We start from the raw sequence: 18055 nt of genomic DNA, 5'->3' as shown, positions 1-18055 counted from the left end.
AATAGTAGGGGGCCTTGCCCCCTATGTCATGTCCAGTGCCTTTCGTGCAAGGTAAACACCGGAGCTGGCTGCCGGAGTCATATCAATTGAAAGGTTGGTCAGCTGGATCTTCATAAGCGCACCGTACTCGGATGTGCTCCCGAAGGGGAGTTTGCTGGAAAATGTCTGCTCAAATTCGTTATCGATGTAAATATCGATGTCACCGCTTTCCGGTACGGTATGGGTAAAGCGCAGTTCAGTCGTTGAATCGCGATCCGTTGGGGTTTTGCTTTGGTCACGAACAGGGTGATTTTAGCTGGCGGAGTGCCTTCGTTGGCACCTTCGCGAATGGAGAAGCAGGCTCGAGTCTGGGCGCTGAGCGTGAAGGAAATGGAGATAAACAGGACTTTCTAAAGTTCCCTACTTCAGTTAGGGTAAGAACATACTCACCCTCACCCTCACCCTCATCACCGCTATCAGGACAGGCGGCCAGGAACTCGTAGGCCAAAAGGGCCGTGGTCAGCGATGTTTTTTCGGTGATTAATGACCATTTTTCTCCGATTATTTGTCGGCAAAAGCCGGATGTACGCTATCAACCAAACAGCTTAAGAGGCATAAATTGGCGTTGCAGTGTTGCAACGCCAATACTTGGGGGGAATGGGGAAGGCCTGAACGGTTTATTCATCCATTGCCCCAATGCCGATATGCTGGTCAAAAAATGTCAGAAGCTGGGTGTAGAGCTGCAGGTTGTTCTCTGCACTGTAAAATCCATGTCCCTCATTTTTTGCTATGAGTGTTTTTACGCTTCTTCCCTGACCATTAAGTCTCTCTAGTAGTGCCAGCGCATGTGAGATCGGGGCCCGCTCATCTTGCTCGCCATGTACAATGAAGAGGGGCAGCTGGAGCTTTTCGGTATGATAGATCGGGGAGTTTTCCTGCATATCCTTTTGATCTTGCCCTACTGTTTCACTCAAATAGGCAATTCCCCGATCTCGGCGCCGCACGTCTCCTTCTTTATACAATAGGGCAAGGTCGTATACGCCTGCATAGCCAACGGCGCACTGGTAAAGCTCAGGGTAACGAATGGGGTTCATTAACGCCGAGTATCCGCCAAAGCTGGCGCCATAAATGCAAATACGTTGCGGGTCTGCGTATTCCTCTCGGATAGTCCAATTTACGGCTTCGCTAATATCTCTTTGAATATTGCCGCCCCATTCGTTTTTACCGGCCTCAAGGAAGAGGTTGCCGAATCCGGTAGAACCGCGAAAGTTTACCTGCAGAACCAGATACCCATTTTGGGAGAGTATCTGTGCATCCTGGTCATACCCCCAATAATCTCGTGCGTGTGGGCCGCCGTGAGGGATAACAATCATGGGTAGCTTTTTTTCGCCTCCCTTGGGGAAGGTCAGGTAGGTACTGATTCTCAGACCATCGGATGACTCAAACGATTTGGCCTGCATTGGGTTCAGCTCTTCCGGGTTTAACCATTCAGCAGAAGAAAGCAGGAAATCTACTTTTTTGCTTTCGAGGTTCACGAGGAAGTAGTCGCCAGGGAGTCGGTCACCTGAAACTCTCATTACCCCTTTGTTGCCATTTCGGGTGAAGCTTGTGAAGTCAATGTGAAATCCATCGAAGGCCTTTTTTAATCCCCTGTAAAAAGCTGCAAAACCGTCACCTTCATCAAAAAAATTAACTTCTGGATAATCAGGATTCAGGTAGACGCCGATAGGCTTTTGGGTTTTTGGGTGCAAAATTAGCTTACTGATGTCGGAGGTTTCACTTTGAAAAACTTTCTCTATCGTCTGCTTTTTTGCATTCCAGGTGATCAGAGCCTCAGTATCTTCCGGTTGGTCAGCGACCAAATAAACCAGCTGTTCTTCATGGTCGAAACCTGCCGGAGTTGCGTTTTGTAAAAAGGGGTGAGAGACCTTTGACCAGCCTTTATCTGCTTTACTAAAGAGCTCATACTTATATTCCCGAGTGGTGCCATTGGCAAAGAGCAGCTCTCCCCGCCCATCGGTATATGCCCGCCCACCTACTTGTGGAAGTCCAACGACATGTCGGCGCACCCCTGTGTATATATTTAGGCGGTAGACATCGCCTAGTGTCTCCCAGTCTCGGGCCCATGGGTAGGTGGATACAAGGATTTCATTTTTGTCATCTTGCAGGGGATCGATGACGGTAGCATGCGCATAGGTAGATTCAGCTTTTTTGATGTGGCTGCCAGTTTGAAGTTCGCCGGCTGCGTATCCAAAAATGTTCTTTCCTCGACTTCCATCGGCATTAATTGCGTATAGAGAACCATAGTTGAGTGGTTCTTCGAGGCTTGCGCTTTTGGTGATTACCTCCGTGACAACCCGCTCGTCATTTGCCCAGTAAAAATTACCTACTTCCTCATCGCCTCGGAATTTCAGTGAACCCGTTACCTCCAGTGAGGACATCGACAAAATAAGGAGTACGCGCTCACCTTTTATCGTGCGTGAAACCGCCAAGTGGCTACCTGTAGGTGAAATCTTCACTTGGTGAATGTTACTGTGCTGGACTAATTTTTCCAGCGCTACAGATGCGGAAGCAGGGGAAGAGCTAAAGGTTAGGTAGGTAAATAGTAAAGCTGCAAAGGTAAAGGCTTGCACGCGCATAAACGCTCCATTTAGTGCGGTCGCTGAGTGGTTCTGGGAGAGAAAGTAATTGGGCCAAGAGGGGGGCTTGGGTGATCAATTTACTCTGCCGCCAACTTTCCTTTTTTATAGGAAATTAGGCGGCAGAGATGTGACAAGCGTCAAGGAATACTCGAAAACTACTTTGCAAGTAGCCCGATCAAGATTTCTCGGTACATGTCCTTCACCAAGTCTAGGTCGTCAGCCTTAACGCACTCGTCTACTTTGTGAATCGTGGCATTCACCGGGCCCAGCTCAACAACCTGCGCACCGGTAGGGGCGATAAAGCGCCCATCGGAGGTGCCGCCGGCGGTGGAGAGTTCGGTCTCGCGGCCGGTGACTTTGCGGATGGCGGCCTGAGCGGACTCCACCAGTGGGCCTTCGGCGGTGAGGAAGGGCTGGCCTGAGAGGTTGAAGTCCGCTTCGTACTTGAGCCCGTGCTTGTCGAAAATGGCACGCGCGCGGCGCTCCAGGTCTTCGGCGGTGGTCTCGGTGGAGAAGCGCCAGTTACATATGACTTTGACGTCTCCGGGAATCACATTGGTGGCACCGGTGCCTCCGTTGATATTGGATACCTGGAAGCTGGTGGCCGGGAAAAAGTCGTTGCCCTGGTCCCACTCTTCGGCGGCCAGTTCGGCAAGTGCCGGTGCGAGTTTGTGCACTGGGTTTTCCGCCAGGTGCGGGTAGGCAACGTGGCCCTGGATGCCGAACACGGTGAGTTCAAGGCCGAGGGAGCCGCGGCGGCCGTTCTTGATGACGTCGCCGGCGAGGGTGGTGCTGGACGGTTCACCGACGAGACACCAGGTGATTTTTTCGTTGCGCGCTTCCAGCCACTCCACAACTTTCACGGTGCCGTGTTTGGCCGGGCCTTCCTCGTCGCTGGTGATCAGGAATGCGATGCGTCCCTTGTGGTCGGGGTGCGCAGCGACGAACTCTTCGCAGGCCACTACCATCGCTGCCAGCGAACCTTTCATGTCGGCGGCGCCGCGGCCGTAAAGCATGCCGTCGATGATTTTGGGTTCGAACGGCGGGTTTTGCCAGTTGGCCGCTGGGCCGGTTGGCACCACGTCGGTGTGGCCGGCAAAGGCGAACAGCGGGCCTTCTTCACCGCGTACGGACCAGAAGTTGTCGGTATCGCCAAAGCGCAGGTGTTCGGTTTTGAAACCGATTTTTTCCAGGCGTTCGAGCATCAGCTCCATGCAGCCTGCGTCTTCTGGGGTGACGGATTGTCTGCGGATCAGGTCGCAGGTGAGTTGTACTGTTGGGGTCATAGTTTTGGGCTCCGTGGCTTTTTTGTTTGGAGCACTGTTCCTGTTTTGTGGCGGCTTGCCTGCTGGTGGCTGTTCGCGAGACACGGACTAGGCGTCCCCCCTTAACCCATCCATTGGGGCTCTTCTAAAACATCCCTGTTTTAGAAGGTCTCGCGAACAGCCCCCGGCAGGCAGGCCTTCGCGTTTAAGTTCAAATTACTTTTCGAACACAGAGGTAACTACTCGGCTGTTGATATCGAAGCACCGTAGTTTGCTTGAAGGCAGAGCATCAGGGGGAGCCTTTCGGAACCGTCGGTGCCATGGATGGCACCGCCGGAGCGTACAGGGAGGTATCCACAGCGATTCCGAAAGGCTCCCCCTGATGATCTGGCGCCACCGGACCTGCTTCAAGCGGATCCGGTAACTTAAATGCGAAAAATTAGTTGCTATGCAACTCCGCATTCAATTCAATCGCACTCTTGTTGGTCAGGCACTCAACAGCACCAGTCGCAGAGTTACGACGGAACAGCAGATCAGATTTGCCCGCCAGATCACGCGCTTTCACCGATTCAACCACCGCGCCCTTGTCGTCCAGTACGGCAACCTTGGTGCCGGAGGTGATATACAGGCCGGATTCAATGGTGCAGCGATCGCCCAGCGGAATACCGGTGCCGGAGTTGGCGCCGAGCAGGCAGCCTTCGCCGAGGGAGATCACGATGTTACCGCCGCCGGACAGGGTACCCATGGTAGAGCAGCCGCCGCCGAGGTCGGATCCAGCACCTACGAAGACGCCAGCGGAAATACGGCCTTCGATCATGCCAGGACCTTCGGTGCCCGCATTAAAGTTGACGAAGCCCTCGTGCATGATGGTGGTGCCTTCGCCCAGGTAAGCGCCCAGGCGGACGCGGGCAGTGTGGGCGATGCGCACGCCCTTCGGCACGACGTAGTTGGTCATTTTCGGGAACTTGTCGACACAGGATACTTCCAGCAGCTCGCCTTTCAGGCGGGCTTCCAGCTGGCGCGCCGGCAGTTCCTGCAGGTCGATGGCGCCCTGGTTGGTCCAGGCCACATTGGGCAGCTGGCCGAAGATGCCGTCGAGTTTGGTGCCGTGGGGTTTCACCAGGCGGTGAGACAGCAGGTGCAGCTTCAGGTAGGCCTCGGGAACGGATTGCGGCGCTTCGTCACTGTGCAGTACTACCGCGACCAGCGGGCGCTCGCTGCCGGCGAACTGACGCAGGATTGCCGCCTGCTCGGTGGCGCCTGCGCTTTCCAGCTGATCCGCCAGCGGTTGCAGCTGGGCTTGCTCCAGTGTCAGGGCCTGGTTGCCGCCTTCGATGTTGAGGGTTCCGGTTACCGCAGCGGCGATGTCGTCGGAAGGGTTCAGCAGAGGCTGGGGAAAGTAGACTTCCAGCCACTCACCGTTGCTGTTGCAGGTGCCGACGCCAAAACCGATGCTGTATACGTTACTCATTGTGTGTTCCTTTTCCTGAATCTGTTTCTGTGTAGGCGATTACTGGACGAAGTCTGCGTAGCTGTCGGCCTTGAAGCCGAACAGGGTTTGGCCGTTATGTGTCATCACCGGGCGCTTGATCAGTGTCGGGATTTCCATGGCCAGTTGTTTCGCAGTGCTGTTGTCCATTGTTTCTTTCTGCGCGTCGTCGAGAGCACGCCAGCTGGTGGAGCGACGATTCAATACCTGCTCCCAGCCAAATTCCTTGAGCCAGCTGTCCATGGGGACGCTGTCCATGCCGTTGTCACGGAAGTCGTGGAAGGTGTATTCCACGTTGTTCTGTTCCAGCCACTTGCGGGCCTTTTTTACGGTGTCACAGTTCTTGATGCCGTAAAGGGTAATCATCATGTTCTTCTCTTTCGTGCGGGTATCTCAGGTTGGCCTGGCGCGGAGTCAGGCTTTCTTCGTTTTCTTTGGGTTTTTGCGCGCGGGATAGCAGGTAGTGCAGATTTCACACACGGTACCATCGCAGCCGCGGGCAGAGCAGTACTCCCGTCCGTAGAAAATGATCTGCAAATGCAGCTTGTTCCATTTTTCTTTGGGGAACAGGCGTTTCAAATCCTTTTCGGTCTGCGCAACATTTTTGCCACTGGTCAGTCCCCAGCGCTGGGCCAGGCGGTGGATGTGGGTATCCACGGGAAATGCCGGATGCCCAAACGCCTGCGCCATCACAACACCAGCTGTTTTGTGGCCGACGCCGGGAAGGGTTTCCAGCGCGGCCATGTTTTCGGGAACCTGGCCGTGGTATTCGTTTACCAGTATTTCCGACAGGGTTTTGATCGCTTTCGATTTTTGTGGCGACAGGCCGCAGGGACGGATCACTTCGCGGATTTTCTCCACGGGCACTCTGGCCATGTCATAGGGGTTGTCCGCGAGCGCCCACAAGCCTGGGGTAATCTGGTTGACGCGTTCGTCGGTGCACTGGGCGGACAGCAGTACTGCCACCAGCAGCGAGTAGGCGTCGAAGTGATCCAGCGGTACGGGTGTTTCCGGGTACAGCTCTTCCAGCCGGTTGAGAATGAACGCAACACGCTCGGCTTTTAACAGGTTTTTCGGGGCGGATTGTACGGATTCGTTCATATCGGACTGTAACGATTAGCGACAAAAACTGCGGATACGCTTGGCGGCATCAACGCACTCTTCCAGGGTGGCGACCAGTGCCATGCGCACATAGTCTGCGCCGGGGTTTATCCCGCTGGCCTCGCGCGCAAGGAACGCACCGGGCAGGACGGTGATGTTTTGCTGCTGGAACAGCTCCCGGGCAAAGGTCTCGCCGTCGCCCACCCTCGGCCACAGGTAAAAGCTGGCTTCGGGTCGGCCGACATCCAGGCAGTCAGCGAGGATCTCGAGCACAGCGTCAAATTTCTGTCGGTAGAGTTCGCGATTCTGCTGCACATGCTGCTCGTCCTGCCAGGCGGCCATTGAGGCGAACTGGGTTGGCACCGGCATGGCGCAACCGTGGTAGGTGCGGTAGAGCAGGAATTTTTCCAGCAGGTCGGCATCGCCGGCGACAAAGCCCGAGCGCAGGCCGGGCAGGTTGGAGCGCTTCGACAGGCTGTGGAACACCACGCAGCGACGGAAGTCGTCGCGGCCCAGCTCCGCGCATGCCTGCAGCAGGCCAGCGGGCGGCGCGCTTTCGTCAAAATAGAGTTCGGAGTAGCACTCGTCCGAGGCAATGGTGAAATCGAATTTGTCGGCCAGCGCGATCAGTTGCTTGAGTTCTTCGATGTCCAGCAGTGCCCCGGTCGGATTGCCGGGGGTGCAGATATACAGCAGGTCACAGGCCTGCCAGATCGCATCGGGAACTGATGCAAAATCCGGTTTGAAGCCGGTCTCGGCGGTGCAGTTGATGAAGTGCGGGGTGGCACCGGCGAGCAGGGCTGCGCCTTCATATATCTGGTAGAAGGGGTTGGGCATCAGTACTTGCGCGCCGGGCGAAACCACAGCCTGGGCGAAGGCAAACAGGGCCTCGCGCGTGCCGTTTACCGGCAGCACCTGGCTGTCGGCGTCCACGGCCGACAATTTGAATCGTTGGCACAGCCAGTCGGCAATGGTCTCCCGCAACGGATCCAGCCCCTTGGTCATCGGGTAGGCGGCGAGCTTGTCGAGGTTCTCGATCAGTTCATCGCGCACGAACGCCGGTGGGGAGTGCTTGGGTTCGCCGATGGATAGCGCGATATGTGGCAGGTCTGCCGGTGCTTCCACGCCTGCTTTCAGTTTTGCCAGCTTGGCGAAGGGGTAGGGTTGGAGCTGCTGCAGGTAGGGATTCATGTGATTTTTTATGCCTGTCGTACTGACTTTCGTCGTGCTTCTACGAGTTATCTCACGCTGCCGGAAACATTGGTGCCGTGCGTGCCGCCCTCAGGGCTGGGGCGGCAGGGTTGCCTGATGGGCATCCAGTTCCTGGCAGATAGCTTGTTCCAGAATGTGGATCAGTTCGGGGTCGGTAAGCGGTTCATCGTTGCTGTCGGTGATATGGAAAATATCCTCGACGCGCTCCCCCAGTGTTGAAATTTTGGCATTGTGCAGGCGCAGGTCGTGACTGATAAAGATCCGCGCGATGCGGGCCAGCAAGCCGGGGCGATCCGCACTGATGATTTCCAAAGTGCTGTAGCTGTCTTCCGGCTCGGTCGAAATATGGGCCCGGCTCGGCAGGTGGAACATTTTCAGGCGGCGCGGTGTGCGGCGTTTGATGACCTTGGAGTAATCTTCGACCAGTTTCAGTTCTTTCTGCAGCGTGTTGCGGATCTGCTCCAGGCGCTGGGGTTCGTCCAGCAGGGGCTGGCCGGATTCGTCCAACACATAAAAGGTGTCGAGGGTGTAGCCGCCGGCCGAGCTGTACAGGCGCGCATCGTGAATGTTCAGGTTGAGCATGTCGAGGCCGGTTACCACCGCCGCAAACACATTCGGCCTGTCGGGTGTATATACGAACACCTCCGTTGCGCCGTCATGCTCGCCGGGGCCGGAATTGCGGGTGAGCACCAGGGTGTCGCCATTGGTGTCTCGTTCCGGGTCTTTGTGCAGCTGGTAAATGGCTGCGGTATGCCAGGTGACGTTGTCGGCACTTTCGCGCACGAAGTAGTCTTCCCCCATTTCTGACCAGATGTCTTCTACCGCATTGCTCGGCAGCCCCATGGCCCGCAGCATGTTGCGGGCCTGGGCCTGGGTTTCCTCGTAGATTTCATCGCGGTCGATCGGGTTTTCCAGACCGCGGCGCAGCGCGCGCTGGGTGTACTGGTAAAGCTGGCGCATCAGGCTGGCGCGCCAGCTGTTCCAGAGATCCGGGTTGGTGGCATTGATGTCGGCCACCGTCAGCGCATAGAGGTAATCCAGGTGTTCGCGGTCGCCGACTTCGGCGGCAAAGGCGTGCACCACCTCGGGGTCGGAGATGTCCTGCTTCTGCGAAACCGCACTCATCAAAAGGTGCTTTTCGACCAGCCAGCAGACCAGGCGGCGGTCCCGTGCGGACAGGTTGTGGCGGCGGCAGAACGCGTCGGCGTCGACAACACCCAGCTTGGAGTGATCGCCGCCACGGCCCTTGGCAATATCGTGGTAGAGGCCGGCGATATACAGCAGTTCGGGTTTGCGCATGCGCGACAGGATTTCCGCCGCGAGCGGGAATTTCTCCCAGGCGTCGTCGCCACGGAAGCTGCGCATGTTGCGCACCACCTGCAGGGTGTGGGCATCTACCGTATAAATGTGGAACAGGTCGTGCTGCATCTGCCCGGTTACGCGCCCGAATTCTGGCAGGTAGCGGCCGAGGATGCCGTAGCGGGTCATGCGCGTAAGCTGGGTGGACAGGCCCCTGGGGCTGCGCAACAGCTGCATGAACAGTCGCGCGTTGGCGGGGTCGGCCCTGAACTGGTCATCGATCAAGTGGCGGTGTTCGCGGATCAGGCGAATTGTGGATGCCCGCACGCCCTGGATTTCCGGGTTGTTGGCCATCAGCACAAAGATTTCCAGCAGGGCTGGTGGGTGCTCGATGAACGTGCGGGTGACGGCGGCTTCGATGGTGTTTCCGCGCAGCTGGAAGCGCTCGTTGATGGGCGTGACCGGCAGGTGGGTGCCGCGCTGCAGGATCACTTCATCCAGGAACTGCAGCAGGACGTCATTCAGTTCCCGCAGGGCCATAACCACGCGGTAGTAGGCGTGCATGAACTGTTCTACAGCGAGGTGGAAGTTGTTGTCCTTGTAGCCGAACTCTCTGGCCAGTTCCCGCTGATAATCGAACAGCAGGCGCTCTTCCGGGCGCCCCGCAAGCAGGTGCAGCCCGTAGCGCACGCGCCAGAGAAAGTCTTCTCCTGACTGGAGAATCGCGAATTCCTCTTCGGTAAAGAACCCCTTGCCCTGGAGCTGCTTCAGCGTGCGCACCTGGAAGTAACGCTTGGCGACCCAATTGATGGTTTGGATGTCGCGCAGTCCGCCCGGCGCATTCTTGATGTTTGGCTCGAGATTGTATTCGGCACTCTGCTGTTTGTTATGGCGCTCTTGCTGCTCTTCGTATTTGGCGGTGAAGAACGCTTCAGCCGGCCAGAACTTCTCCGGTGTCAACTGCTCATTGAGCGCCTCGCACAGGGCCGGGTTGCCGACGACGGTGCGGCACTCCATCAGGTTGGTGGCCACGGTGATGTCTTTTTCGGCCAGTTCGACACAGTGTTCGATGGTGCGAACTGAGTGCCCGATATCCAGTTTCAAGTCCCACAAAAACGCTACCAGCCGTTCGATATTATCGACCGTGGCATCGTCGGGCTTATCTTCGCTGAGGATGAGCAGGTCGATATCGGAGTGGGGGTGAAGTTCGCCGCGGCCGTAGCCGCCCACGGCCAGCAGGCTGATACTCTGCGGCCACGAGAACTGGTACCAGGCGTAATGCAGCAGGCAGTCGACAAACAGGGCGCGCTCATACACCAGGGTGCGCACGTCCTCGCCCTCACGGAAACGGCACGCCATATGGGTATTGGCGGCGCCGATGGCGTCCTTGAATATCTCCAGGGCGGGCTTGCCGGATTCGGCCAGCGCGCGGCGGAAGCGCGCCTGGTCGAAAAAGAACAGAGGCTTTTCGAAGTGCGGAATATGGGCCAGCTGCATGAATTCTATCTGCCTTACTTTCTCTCCAGCACCTGCCGGGCTGTAGAGAAACGGTTGCTCCTTCCCTGGCCGCGAATGGCCAAAATTGCGCGAAACTGCCGGTGAAACCCCGTCCGACGTTTAAAAAGATTCTTCCTTGCGCGCGGTGAAGACTTCTACACCGGTACTGGTCACCGCCATGGTGTGTTCCCATTGGGCGGAAAGGCGGCGGTCTACCGTCACAGCCGTCCAGCCGTCGCGCAGTACGCGGCTGCCGGGTTTGCCGGCATTGATCATGGGCTCGATGGTGAATGTCATGCCTTCCTCCAGCACCTGACCGGTACCTGGTTTCCCATAGTGGAGAACCTGGGGGTCTTCATGGAAGACATCGCCGATACCGTGGCCACAAAAATCCTTGACCACCGAGTAGTAGTTTTTCTCTGCGTGTTGCTGGATAACGTGGCCGATGTCGCCAAGGGTGGTTCCGGGACGCACGATTTCGATCGCCTTGTACAGGCACTCCTGGGTGACCTTGACCAGGCGTTCGGCGTGCGCGACGGGTTTGCCGACAAAATACATTTTGGAGGTGTCGCCATACCATCCGTCTTTGATCACGGTGACATCGATATTGATGATGTCGCCTTTTTTCAGGATCTTGGATTCAGACGGTATGCCGTGACAGATTACCTCGTTGACCGAGGTGCAGATGGATTTGGGGAAGCCGCGATAGCCGAGGCAGGCGGGAATAGCCTGCTGCACATTGACTATGTAGTCGTGGCATCGCTGATCAAGCTCTTCCGTGCTGACACCGGGTACGACGTATTCGCCGATCATTTCCAGCACTTCGGCGGCCAGGCGGCCGGCAACGCGCATTTTGGCGATCTGTTCCGGTGTTTTAACGGCTTGAGTCATGGAAAATCCTGATTTTGCTGCATCTGGGATAGAGAATGATCGCCCCGGACTGGCCGTCCAGCGATCTGAGGCGCGGTATTGTAGCGGAATTGGCGCTGGGCGGCATTATGCTGTTATAGGGTCGACAAAGTGACGATTGGGGCGCTAGTGGCGCCCGGGAAACTTCCAGCGCGGGGGGTAATGTGGTATAAAGCGCGCCGCTCCGGGTATAGCTCGGTGCGAAACCAAACTTTAGGGGTCTCGACCCCGAACAAACGCCGCACATGTACCGGCACATTCACCTGGGTGTCTTCTGGTTTCCCTGCCTGTGGGTAGAGGGGGTCAAAGGAGATTGGTGGATGGGGTGCATGGAGGATTAAACCCGGGGAGCTGGCGCCTACAGCGGTGTCCTCCCGATTTGAATATTGAGGTCTATTATGCCGCAAGTAAGCATGCGCGATATGCTGCAAGCTGGTGTCCACTTTGGTCACCAGACTCGCTACTGGAACCCGAAGATGGGTCAATACATCTTTGGTGCTCGCAACAAGATTCATATCATTAACCTGGAGCACACTGTTCCAGCGTTCAATGAAGCGCTGCAAATCATCAAGGGCATGGCTGCTCAGAAGAAGAAGGTTCTGTTTGTTGGTACCAAGCGTGCTGCACAGAAAGCGATCAAAGAGCAGGCAGAGCGCGCAGGCCAGCCGTACGTCAGCAACCGCTGGCTGGGTGGTATGCTCACCAACTACAAAACCATCCGTGCTTCCATCAAGCGTTTTCGCGACCTCGAAACCCAGTCTCAGGACGGTACTTTCGAGAAGCTGACCAAGAAAGAAGCCCTGATGCGCACTCGCACCATGGAGAAGCTTGAGCGTTCCATCGGTGGTATCAAGGAAATGGGTGGTCTGCCGGACGCACTGTTCGTGATCGACGTAGAGCACGAGCGTATTGCGATCCAGGAAGCCAACAAGCTTGGTATCCCTGTTATTGGTATCGTTGATACCAACAGCAGCCCCGAAGGCGTTGACTACGTAATCCCCGGTAACGACGACGCAATCCGCGCAATCAAGCTGTACACCACTGCCGTGGCTGATGCAGTTCTGGCGGGTGTTGCCGATGCTGGTGGCAGCGTAGCTCAAAACGAGTACGTTGAAGCCAACGACGATCAAGCTGCTGCGGAATAAACCGCAGGCTGCTAGCGGCGTAACACTGTGATGTTGCGCTGCAAGGAAAAGGGGCCTTGAATTTGGCCCCTTTTTTTCAAATACACCACAGAATTTGAGTCTGAACTCCGAGGATTGAATCATGGCGATTACCGCGTCAATGGTAAAAGAACTGCGTGAGCGCACTGGCCTGCCGATGATGGAGTGCAAGAAAGCACTGAGCGAAGCGGACGGCGACATCGAAAAAGCGATTGATGACCTGCGTAAGGCCTCAGGCCTGAAGGCAGCCAAAAAAGCGGGTCGTACTGCGGCTGACGGCGTTGTGGCGACCAAAGTTGCTGAAGATGGCAGCTACGGCGTACTGGTTGAAGTGAACTCTGAGACCGACTTCGTTGCCCGTGACGACAACTTCCTGGCATTCGTTGGCAAGGTAGTCGACAAGGCCTTCGCTGAGCGTCAGGAAGACGTGGCTGCTTTGATGGCTGGCGAACTGGAAGAAGCCCGTGAAGCGCTGGTACAGAAGATTGGTGAGAACATCGGCGTGCGCCGCATCCAGCTGGTTGAGGCGCCCAAAGTAGGTGCTTACGTTCACTCCAACAAGCGTATTGCGGTGCTGGTAGCACTGAGCGGTGCTGACGTGGAAACTGCGCGCGACATCGCGATGCACGTTGCTGCGGTAAATCCTCAGGTTGTTAAGCCTGAAGACATGTCTCCGGAAGTCGTCGAGAAAGAGAAAGAGATCATCAAGGCCCAGCCGGACATGGAAGGCAAGCCTGCCGAGATCGTCGAGAAGATGATGGGCGGCCGCATCAACAAGTTCCTGAAGGAAAACAGCCTTGTTGAACAGCCTTTCGTTAAGAACCCGGACGTGACCGTTGGTAAACTGGCCAAAGATGCTGGTGCCGACGTGCTCAGCTTCGTGCGTTTCGAAGTGGGTGAAGGTATCGAGAAAGAGGTGGTGGACTTTGCAGCAGAAGTTGCTGCTCAGGTTAAATCCAGCTCCTGATGCTTCCAAAACCGGCTGCCCTACGGGTGGCCGGCTCAGCGGGGTGCTCCCGGTGTGTTCTGTTGAATGCTGCCGGGGCACCCCGCTGTGGTATCTGGCCTATAGGTCAGAGTTTTCTGTATATAGTTTGATCAATTGGGCCGGTGATTGGCCGAATATACAGTTAAGTAGCTTGCCGGATAGGTAAAGCGCCGAATTTGTTGTAATGTTCGGCGGGCGTGACCAATTGGTTGGTTTCGTCTCAACACAGAATTTAGCCCGTTACAGTTGAGGAACAAAGGATGCCTGGTATTAAAGACCGCAAGTACAAGAGAATCCTGTTAAAGCTCAGCGGAGAGGAGCTGATGGGCGAGCAGGGGTTTGGTATCAGCCCCAAGGTGCTGGACAAGATGGCACTGGAAATCGGCCAGTTGGTCGGTATCGGTGTGCAGGTCGGCCTGGTGGTCGGCGGCGGCAACCTGTTTCGGGGTGCGGCACTGAACGCTGCGGGCCTGGACCGTGTAACTGGTGACCACATGGGTATGTTGGCCACAGTGATGAACGCCCTGGCTCTGCGCGATGCCCTTGAACGCTCGAATATTTCTTCCCGGGTGATGTCGGCAATTCAGATGAGCGGTATTGTCGACCACTATGACCGTCGTGCCGCTATCCGCTATCTGGAGCGGGGCGAGGTTCTGATTTTTGCTGCGGGTACCGGCAACCCGTTCTTTACCACCGACTCGGCAGCGTGCCTGCGCGGCATTGAGATCGAGGCGGAGCTGGTATTGAAAGCCACCAAAGTGGATGGCGTTTACTCTGCCGATCCGGTGTTGGTGCCGGATGCGACCCGCTACGACCGCCTCACCTACGATGAGGTGCTCGATAAAAAGCTCGGGGTAATGGATTTAACTGCAATCTGCCTGTGCCGTGAACAAAATCTGCCTGTGCGTGTATTCCGCATGGACAAGACCGGCGCTCTGCTCAATATCGTTGTGGGTGGAGAAGAGGGCACACTAATTGAAGAGGACGTGAATCAGTGATTGACGATATCAAGAAAGCAGCGGAAGGGCGGATGAAAAAAGCTCTGGAAGCGCTGGGAACCAATTTCAACAAAATTCGTACGGGTCGTGCTCACCCGAGCATTCTCGATGGTATTCAGGTGTCTTACTACGGTACCGATACCCCGCTTTCCCAGGTGGCCAATGTCACCGTTGAGGATGCGCGTACCCTGTCTGTCTCCCCGTGGGAGAAGAACCTGGTTCCGGACATCGAAAAAGCAATCATGAAATCCGACCTGGGCCTGAATCCAAGCACCACCGGTGGACTGATCCGTATCCCGATGCCGATGCTGACCGAAGAAACTCGCAAGAATTTCATCAAGCAGGCCAAGAGTGAAGCGGAAGGTGCGCGGGTGTCCATTCGCAACAACCGTCGCGATGCGCTGGCGGAGGTTAAGGCGCTGGTGAAGGACAAGGAGATCTCCGAGGACGACGAGCGTCGTGCGGCAGATGATATCCAGAAGCTGACTGATAAGTACGTTGCTGAAGTTGAAAAAGCGCTGGCGGCGAAAGAAAAGGATTTGATGGAAATCTGATGAGTGGTGGCGGTACCGGTGTGATGGATCATGAGTTTCAGGGGCCTCGCCATATTGCCATCATCATGGATGGCAATGGCCGCTGGGCTGCCCGCAAAGGGCTTCCGCCGTCGTCTGGACATAAGGCCGGGGTGGAGCGCATTCGCGATCTGATCGAGGCCTGCAAAAAGCGTCATGTAGAAGTGCTGACGCTTTTTGCATTTTCCAGTGAAAATTGGCAGCGCCCCCCGAAAGAGGTGGAGCTGCTAATGAGCCTGTTCCTCTCTTATCTGCGCAAAGAGGCGCGGAAGATGCAGGAGCAGGGCGTTCGCTTGAGAGTGATTGGACGTCGGGATCGATTTTCCTCCCGGCTCCAACGCGCCATTGTTGAAGCCGAAGAAATCACCAAAGATGGCGTTAGCGGTACCCTGGTGATTGCGGCAGATTATGGTGGCCAGTGGGATATCGCGCAGGCTGCAAAGGCATTGGCGGAAGAAGTTGCGGCAGGCAAGCGCGCCCCGGGCTCTATTAATGAGGAAGCGCTGGCGCAGCATATGCAGCTGGCAGACCTGCCGTCGGTTGATTTGATGATTCGCTCCAGTGGTGAGCAGCGGATTAGTAATTTTATGTTGTGGCAGTGCGCTTACAGTGAATTTTATTTTACTGACACACTGTGGCCGGATTTTGATGAGGCAGAGCTGGACTTGGCGCTGGAAGCCTACCGCCTGCGTGACCGCCGCTTTGGTGGGCGCAACCAGACTGGCCTTGAAGTGCGTGCTTGATCGCGGCGAGAGACAAAGAAGAAGGGTTTAACGGTGCTAAAACAAAGAATAATTACCGCGCTGGTGTTGGTCGCTCTATTTCTGGGGCTGCTCTTCCTCGCACCAATCCAGTGGTTTGCGATCGTGGTCGCTGGGGTGATTCTCCTCGGTGGTTGGGAATGGGCAAACCTCTCCAATCTTAATCGCGCGCTGCGCTTTGTCTTCCTGGCGGCCCTTGGTGGCACGCTGGTATTTGCTGCTCAGTACGTGTTTGATATGGATTTCTCCAGCCCGGACACCGGGCGTGCCCGCCAGATTCTCGCTGTTGCCTGCGGCTGGTGGGCGCTGGCATTTCTGTGGGTGCAGGGGTATCCAGCCAGCGCCATGCTGTGGGGCAATCGCTGGGCGCGGGGTTTGATCGGTCTGGTCGTGTTGATGCCAGCCTGGCTGTCTGTCGTTATTCTGCGCGGGCAGGAGCACGGTGCCTGGCTTGTGCTGTTTGTTGTTGCCGTGGTCGTGGCTGCGGATGTTGGGGCTTATTTCGTTGGTCGTAAGTACGGCAAGCACAAGCTCGCGCGTGAAGTTAGCCCAGGGAAGTCCTGGGAGGGCTTTTTTGGTGGGCTTGCCGCCTGTCTGGTTTTGGCACTCTCCGTGTCCTATGCGTTCGAGCTGCCGCTAAAAAACACGCTGCTGTTCAGCTTTGGTGTGCTGGTTACCGCTCTGGCGTCCGTTATTGGTGACCTGGTTGAGAGTATGTTCAAGCGTCATCGCGGGATTAAAGACAGTAGCCGTATTCTTCCCGGTCACGGCGGTATCCTTGATCGCCTTGACAGTCTCACTGCGGCGCTGCCGGTATTCACAATGGCGGCGCTTGCCAGCGAGCTGCCGAAATACCTGTAAGGGTATTGAATGAACTTGTTTAGTTGATGATCGATCTCCCGGGGATATTGCTCCGCGGAGGTCGAAGAGGTAGTCATTTCCATGCAATTCCCCGCTGTGCAACAGGTTTGCGTTCTCGGATCCACAGGTTCTATCGGTGTCAGCACTCTGGATGTGCTGGCCCGCCATCCAGCACAGTATTCGGTGTTCGCGCTAACTGCCCGTGAGCGGGTTGCGGAGCTTGCAGAACAATGCCGTCAATTTAACCCGCGCTATGCTGTGGTTTTGGATGAAGGCAAGGCTGCGGAGCTGCAGCGCGAGTTGGCCGCTGCAGGCCTGGCCACTGAAGTGCTCTGCGGGGTTGCGGGTCTCTGCCAGGTCGCCAGCGCGGGCGAGGTGGATGTGGTTATGGCGGCGATTGTCGGTGCCGCTGGGTTGCGCCCGACGCTGGCGGCGGTCAACGCCGGGAAAAAGGTGCTGCTGGCCAACAAGGAGTCTCTGGTGATGGCTGGGCCACTGTTCATGGAGGCGCTGGCACAGAGCAGCGCGCAGCTGCTTCCCATAGACAGTGAGCACAACGCGATTTTTCAGTGCCTGCCATACCCCTGTGGAAGCCTTGCGGAGGCCGGGGTGGCGAAAATTTTGCTGACTGGATCTGGTGGTCCTTTCCGCGAGCGCGATATTGAAGATTTGAGCGATGTAACGCCGGATGAAGCCTGCGCGCATCCCAACTGGTCCATGGGGCGAAAAATTTCCGTGGACTCCGCCACCATGATGAACAAGGGCCTTGAGTTTATTGAGGCTTGCTACCTGTTCCACGCCTCGCCCCAAGATATCGATGTGGTCGTCCATCCGCAGAGCATTATCCACTCAATGGTGCAATATCGTGACGGGTCATTGCTGGCCCAGATGGGGAACCCGGATATGCGCACGCCCATTGCCCATGCGCTGGCCTTCCCTGAGCGTATTGATAGCGGTGTGCCGGCGCTGGATTTGGTTGCACAGGGGCGACTCGATTTCGAAGCGCCGGATGAGGTGCGTTTTCCCTGCCTTAGGTTGGCGCGGGAAGCAATTTTAGCGGGGGGCAGCGCGCCAACCGTGCTGAATGCAGCGAATGAAGTGGCGGTCGAAGCGTTTCTCGATGGTCGCCTGGCATTCACCGCGATTCCTCAGGTGATTGAGGAAGTGATGAATTCCATTGATGTGGTTGAACTGACGGGCCTGAATGCAGTCGAACTGGCAGACCGGAACGCTCGCCAGCTGGCACATGAGACCCTGAATAGTCTGCACGAAGCAGGTGCAGGCAGCGACGAAACCCCCGAATTGAGATCAATGTAAAC

General features: G+C 56.4%; 15 protein-coding genes. 7 read left to right on the top strand and 8 right to left on the bottom strand.

From position 1 onward, the window contains the following. Positions 1 to 656: 656 nt before the first annotated feature. The 8 genes from ACNKU7_RS05410 to map form a co-directional block, all read right to left on the bottom strand. Positions 657 to 2618 carry an alpha/beta hydrolase family protein gene (locus tag ACNKU7_RS05410; RefSeq protein WP_418295944.1) on the bottom strand — a complete coding sequence of 654 codons (1962 nt, stop codon included), beginning with the start codon at positions 2616 to 2618 and terminating at the stop codon, positions 657 to 659. Between the two features lie 158 nt (positions 2619 to 2776). Beyond that, positions 2777 to 3907, bottom strand: coding sequence for a succinyl-diaminopimelate desuccinylase (gene dapE, locus ACNKU7_RS05405; RefSeq protein WP_418295943.1), 1131 nt, complete (start codon positions 3905 to 3907; stop codon positions 2777 to 2779). 418 nt (positions 3908 to 4325) lie between these two features. Next, on the bottom strand, positions 4326 to 5357 hold the full coding sequence (gene dapD / locus ACNKU7_RS05400; RefSeq protein ID WP_418295942.1) for a 2,3,4,5-tetrahydropyridine-2,6-dicarboxylate N-succinyltransferase: 1032 nt from the start codon (positions 5355 to 5357) through the stop codon (positions 4326 to 4328). A gap of 39 nt (positions 5358 to 5396) precedes the next feature. Further along, positions 5397 to 5744, bottom strand: a complete 348-nt coding sequence (locus ACNKU7_RS05395; RefSeq protein WP_418295941.1) for an ArsC family reductase — start codon at positions 5742 to 5744, stop codon at positions 5397 to 5399. 45 nt (positions 5745 to 5789) lie between these two features. Next, positions 5790 to 6476: an endonuclease III gene (nth, locus tag ACNKU7_RS05390; RefSeq protein WP_418295940.1), complete on the bottom strand. Its 687-nt coding sequence runs from the start codon at positions 6474 to 6476 to the stop codon at positions 5790 to 5792. Positions 6477 to 6491: 15 nt separating this feature from the next. Beyond that, the gene (gene dapC / locus ACNKU7_RS05385) at positions 6492 to 7667 is read right to left on the bottom strand and encodes a succinyldiaminopimelate transaminase (RefSeq protein ID WP_418295939.1); all 1176 of its coding nucleotides are present in this window, start codon (positions 7665 to 7667) and stop codon (positions 6492 to 6494) included. Between the two features lie 90 nt (positions 7668 to 7757). Next, positions 7758 to 10484 (bottom strand): [protein-PII] uridylyltransferase, encoded by a 2727-nt coding sequence (locus tag ACNKU7_RS05380; protein ID WP_418295938.1) that lies wholly within the window; start codon positions 10482 to 10484, stop codon positions 7758 to 7760. Positions 10485 to 10604: 120 nt separating this feature from the next. Continuing rightward, entirely contained in the window at positions 10605 to 11375 is a 771-nt protein-coding gene (gene map / locus ACNKU7_RS05375) for a type I methionyl aminopeptidase (RefSeq protein WP_418295937.1), read from the bottom strand. A gap of 416 nt (positions 11376 to 11791) precedes the next feature. Here map and rpsB point away from each other — a divergent pair, with 416 nt between their 5' ends. The 7 genes from rpsB (at position 11792) to ispC (ending at position 18053) form a co-directional block, all read left to right on the top strand. Next, a complete protein-coding gene (gene rpsB, locus ACNKU7_RS05370; RefSeq protein WP_418295936.1) occupies positions 11792 to 12538 on the top strand; it encodes a 30S ribosomal protein S2 in 747 nt (248 codons plus the stop codon). Between the two features lie 121 nt (positions 12539 to 12659). Next, complete coding sequence (tsf, locus tag ACNKU7_RS05365; protein WP_418295935.1) at positions 12660 to 13523, top strand: translation elongation factor Ts; 864 nt, start codon at positions 12660 to 12662, stop codon at positions 13521 to 13523. A 281-nt stretch (positions 13524 to 13804) separates the two neighbouring features. Next, the gene (gene pyrH, locus ACNKU7_RS05360; protein ID WP_226664920.1) at positions 13805 to 14542 is read left to right on the top strand and encodes a UMP kinase; all 738 of its coding nucleotides are present in this window, start codon (positions 13805 to 13807) and stop codon (positions 14540 to 14542) included. After that, entirely contained in the window at positions 14539 to 15096 is a 558-nt protein-coding gene (gene frr, locus ACNKU7_RS05355; protein WP_418295934.1) for a ribosome recycling factor, read from the top strand. Before pyrH ends, frr begins: the two co-directional genes overlap by 4 nt. Beyond that, the gene (gene uppS, locus ACNKU7_RS05350; RefSeq protein ID WP_418295933.1) at positions 15096 to 15857 is read left to right on the top strand and encodes a polyprenyl diphosphate synthase; all 762 of its coding nucleotides are present in this window, start codon (positions 15096 to 15098) and stop codon (positions 15855 to 15857) included. The genes frr and uppS overlap by 1 nt, the downstream gene beginning before the upstream one ends. Positions 15858 to 15890: 33 nt before the next feature. Then, positions 15891 to 16736 carry a phosphatidate cytidylyltransferase gene (locus tag ACNKU7_RS05345; RefSeq protein ID WP_418295932.1) on the top strand — a complete coding sequence of 282 codons (846 nt, stop codon included), beginning with the start codon at positions 15891 to 15893 and terminating at the stop codon, positions 16734 to 16736. Positions 16737 to 16817: 81 nt separating this feature from the next. Next, positions 16818 to 18053, top strand: a complete 1236-nt coding sequence (gene ispC / locus ACNKU7_RS05340; RefSeq protein ID WP_418295931.1) for a 1-deoxy-D-xylulose-5-phosphate reductoisomerase — start codon at positions 16818 to 16820, stop codon at positions 18051 to 18053. Positions 18054 to 18055 lie beyond the last annotated feature (2 nt).

The sequence above is a fragment of the Microbulbifer weihaiensis genome (assembly GCF_048323715.1).
Taxonomy (GTDB): Bacteria; Pseudomonadota; Gammaproteobacteria; order Pseudomonadales; family Cellvibrionaceae; genus Microbulbifer.
The sequence above is the reverse complement of the archived record's forward strand: the minus strand, read 5'-3'. Positions and strand labels throughout refer to the sequence as shown.

Coding starts and splice junctions, on each gene's coding strand:
- rpsB (WP_418295936.1), top strand. CDS start 11,792: ATGCCGCAAGTAAGCATGCGCGATATGCTGCAAGCTGGTGTCCACTTT.
- nth (WP_418295940.1), bottom strand. CDS start 6,476: ATGAACGAATCCGTACAATCCGCCCCGAAAAACCTGTTAAAAGCCGAG.
- ispC (WP_418295931.1), top strand. CDS start 16,818: ATGCAATTCCCCGCTGTGCAACAGGTTTGCGTTCTCGGATCCACAGGT.
- uppS (WP_418295933.1), top strand. CDS start 15,096: ATGAGTGGTGGCGGTACCGGTGTGATGGATCATGAGTTTCAGGGGCCT.
- dapC (WP_418295939.1), bottom strand. CDS start 7,667: ATGAATCCCTACCTGCAGCAGCTCCAACCCTACCCCTTCGCCAAGCTG.
- map (WP_418295937.1), bottom strand. CDS start 11,375: ATGACTCAAGCCGTTAAAACACCGGAACAGATCGCCAAAATGCGCGTT.
- ACNKU7_RS05410 (WP_418295944.1), bottom strand. CDS start 2,618: ATGCGCGTGCAAGCCTTTACCTTTGCAGCTTTACTATTTACCTACCTA.
- dapE (WP_418295943.1), bottom strand. CDS start 3,907: ATGACCCCAACAGTACAACTCACCTGCGACCTGATCCGCAGACAATCC.
- tsf (WP_418295935.1), top strand. CDS start 12,660: ATGGCGATTACCGCGTCAATGGTAAAAGAACTGCGTGAGCGCACTGGC.
- dapD (WP_418295942.1), bottom strand. CDS start 5,357: ATGAGTAACGTATACAGCATCGGTTTTGGCGTCGGCACCTGCAACAGC.
- pyrH (WP_226664920.1), top strand. CDS start 13,805: ATGCCTGGTATTAAAGACCGCAAGTACAAGAGAATCCTGTTAAAGCTC.
- ACNKU7_RS05395 (WP_418295941.1), bottom strand. CDS start 5,744: ATGATGATTACCCTTTACGGCATCAAGAACTGTGACACCGTAAAAAAG.
- ACNKU7_RS05380 (WP_418295938.1), bottom strand. CDS start 10,484: ATGCAGCTGGCCCATATTCCGCACTTCGAAAAGCCTCTGTTCTTTTTC.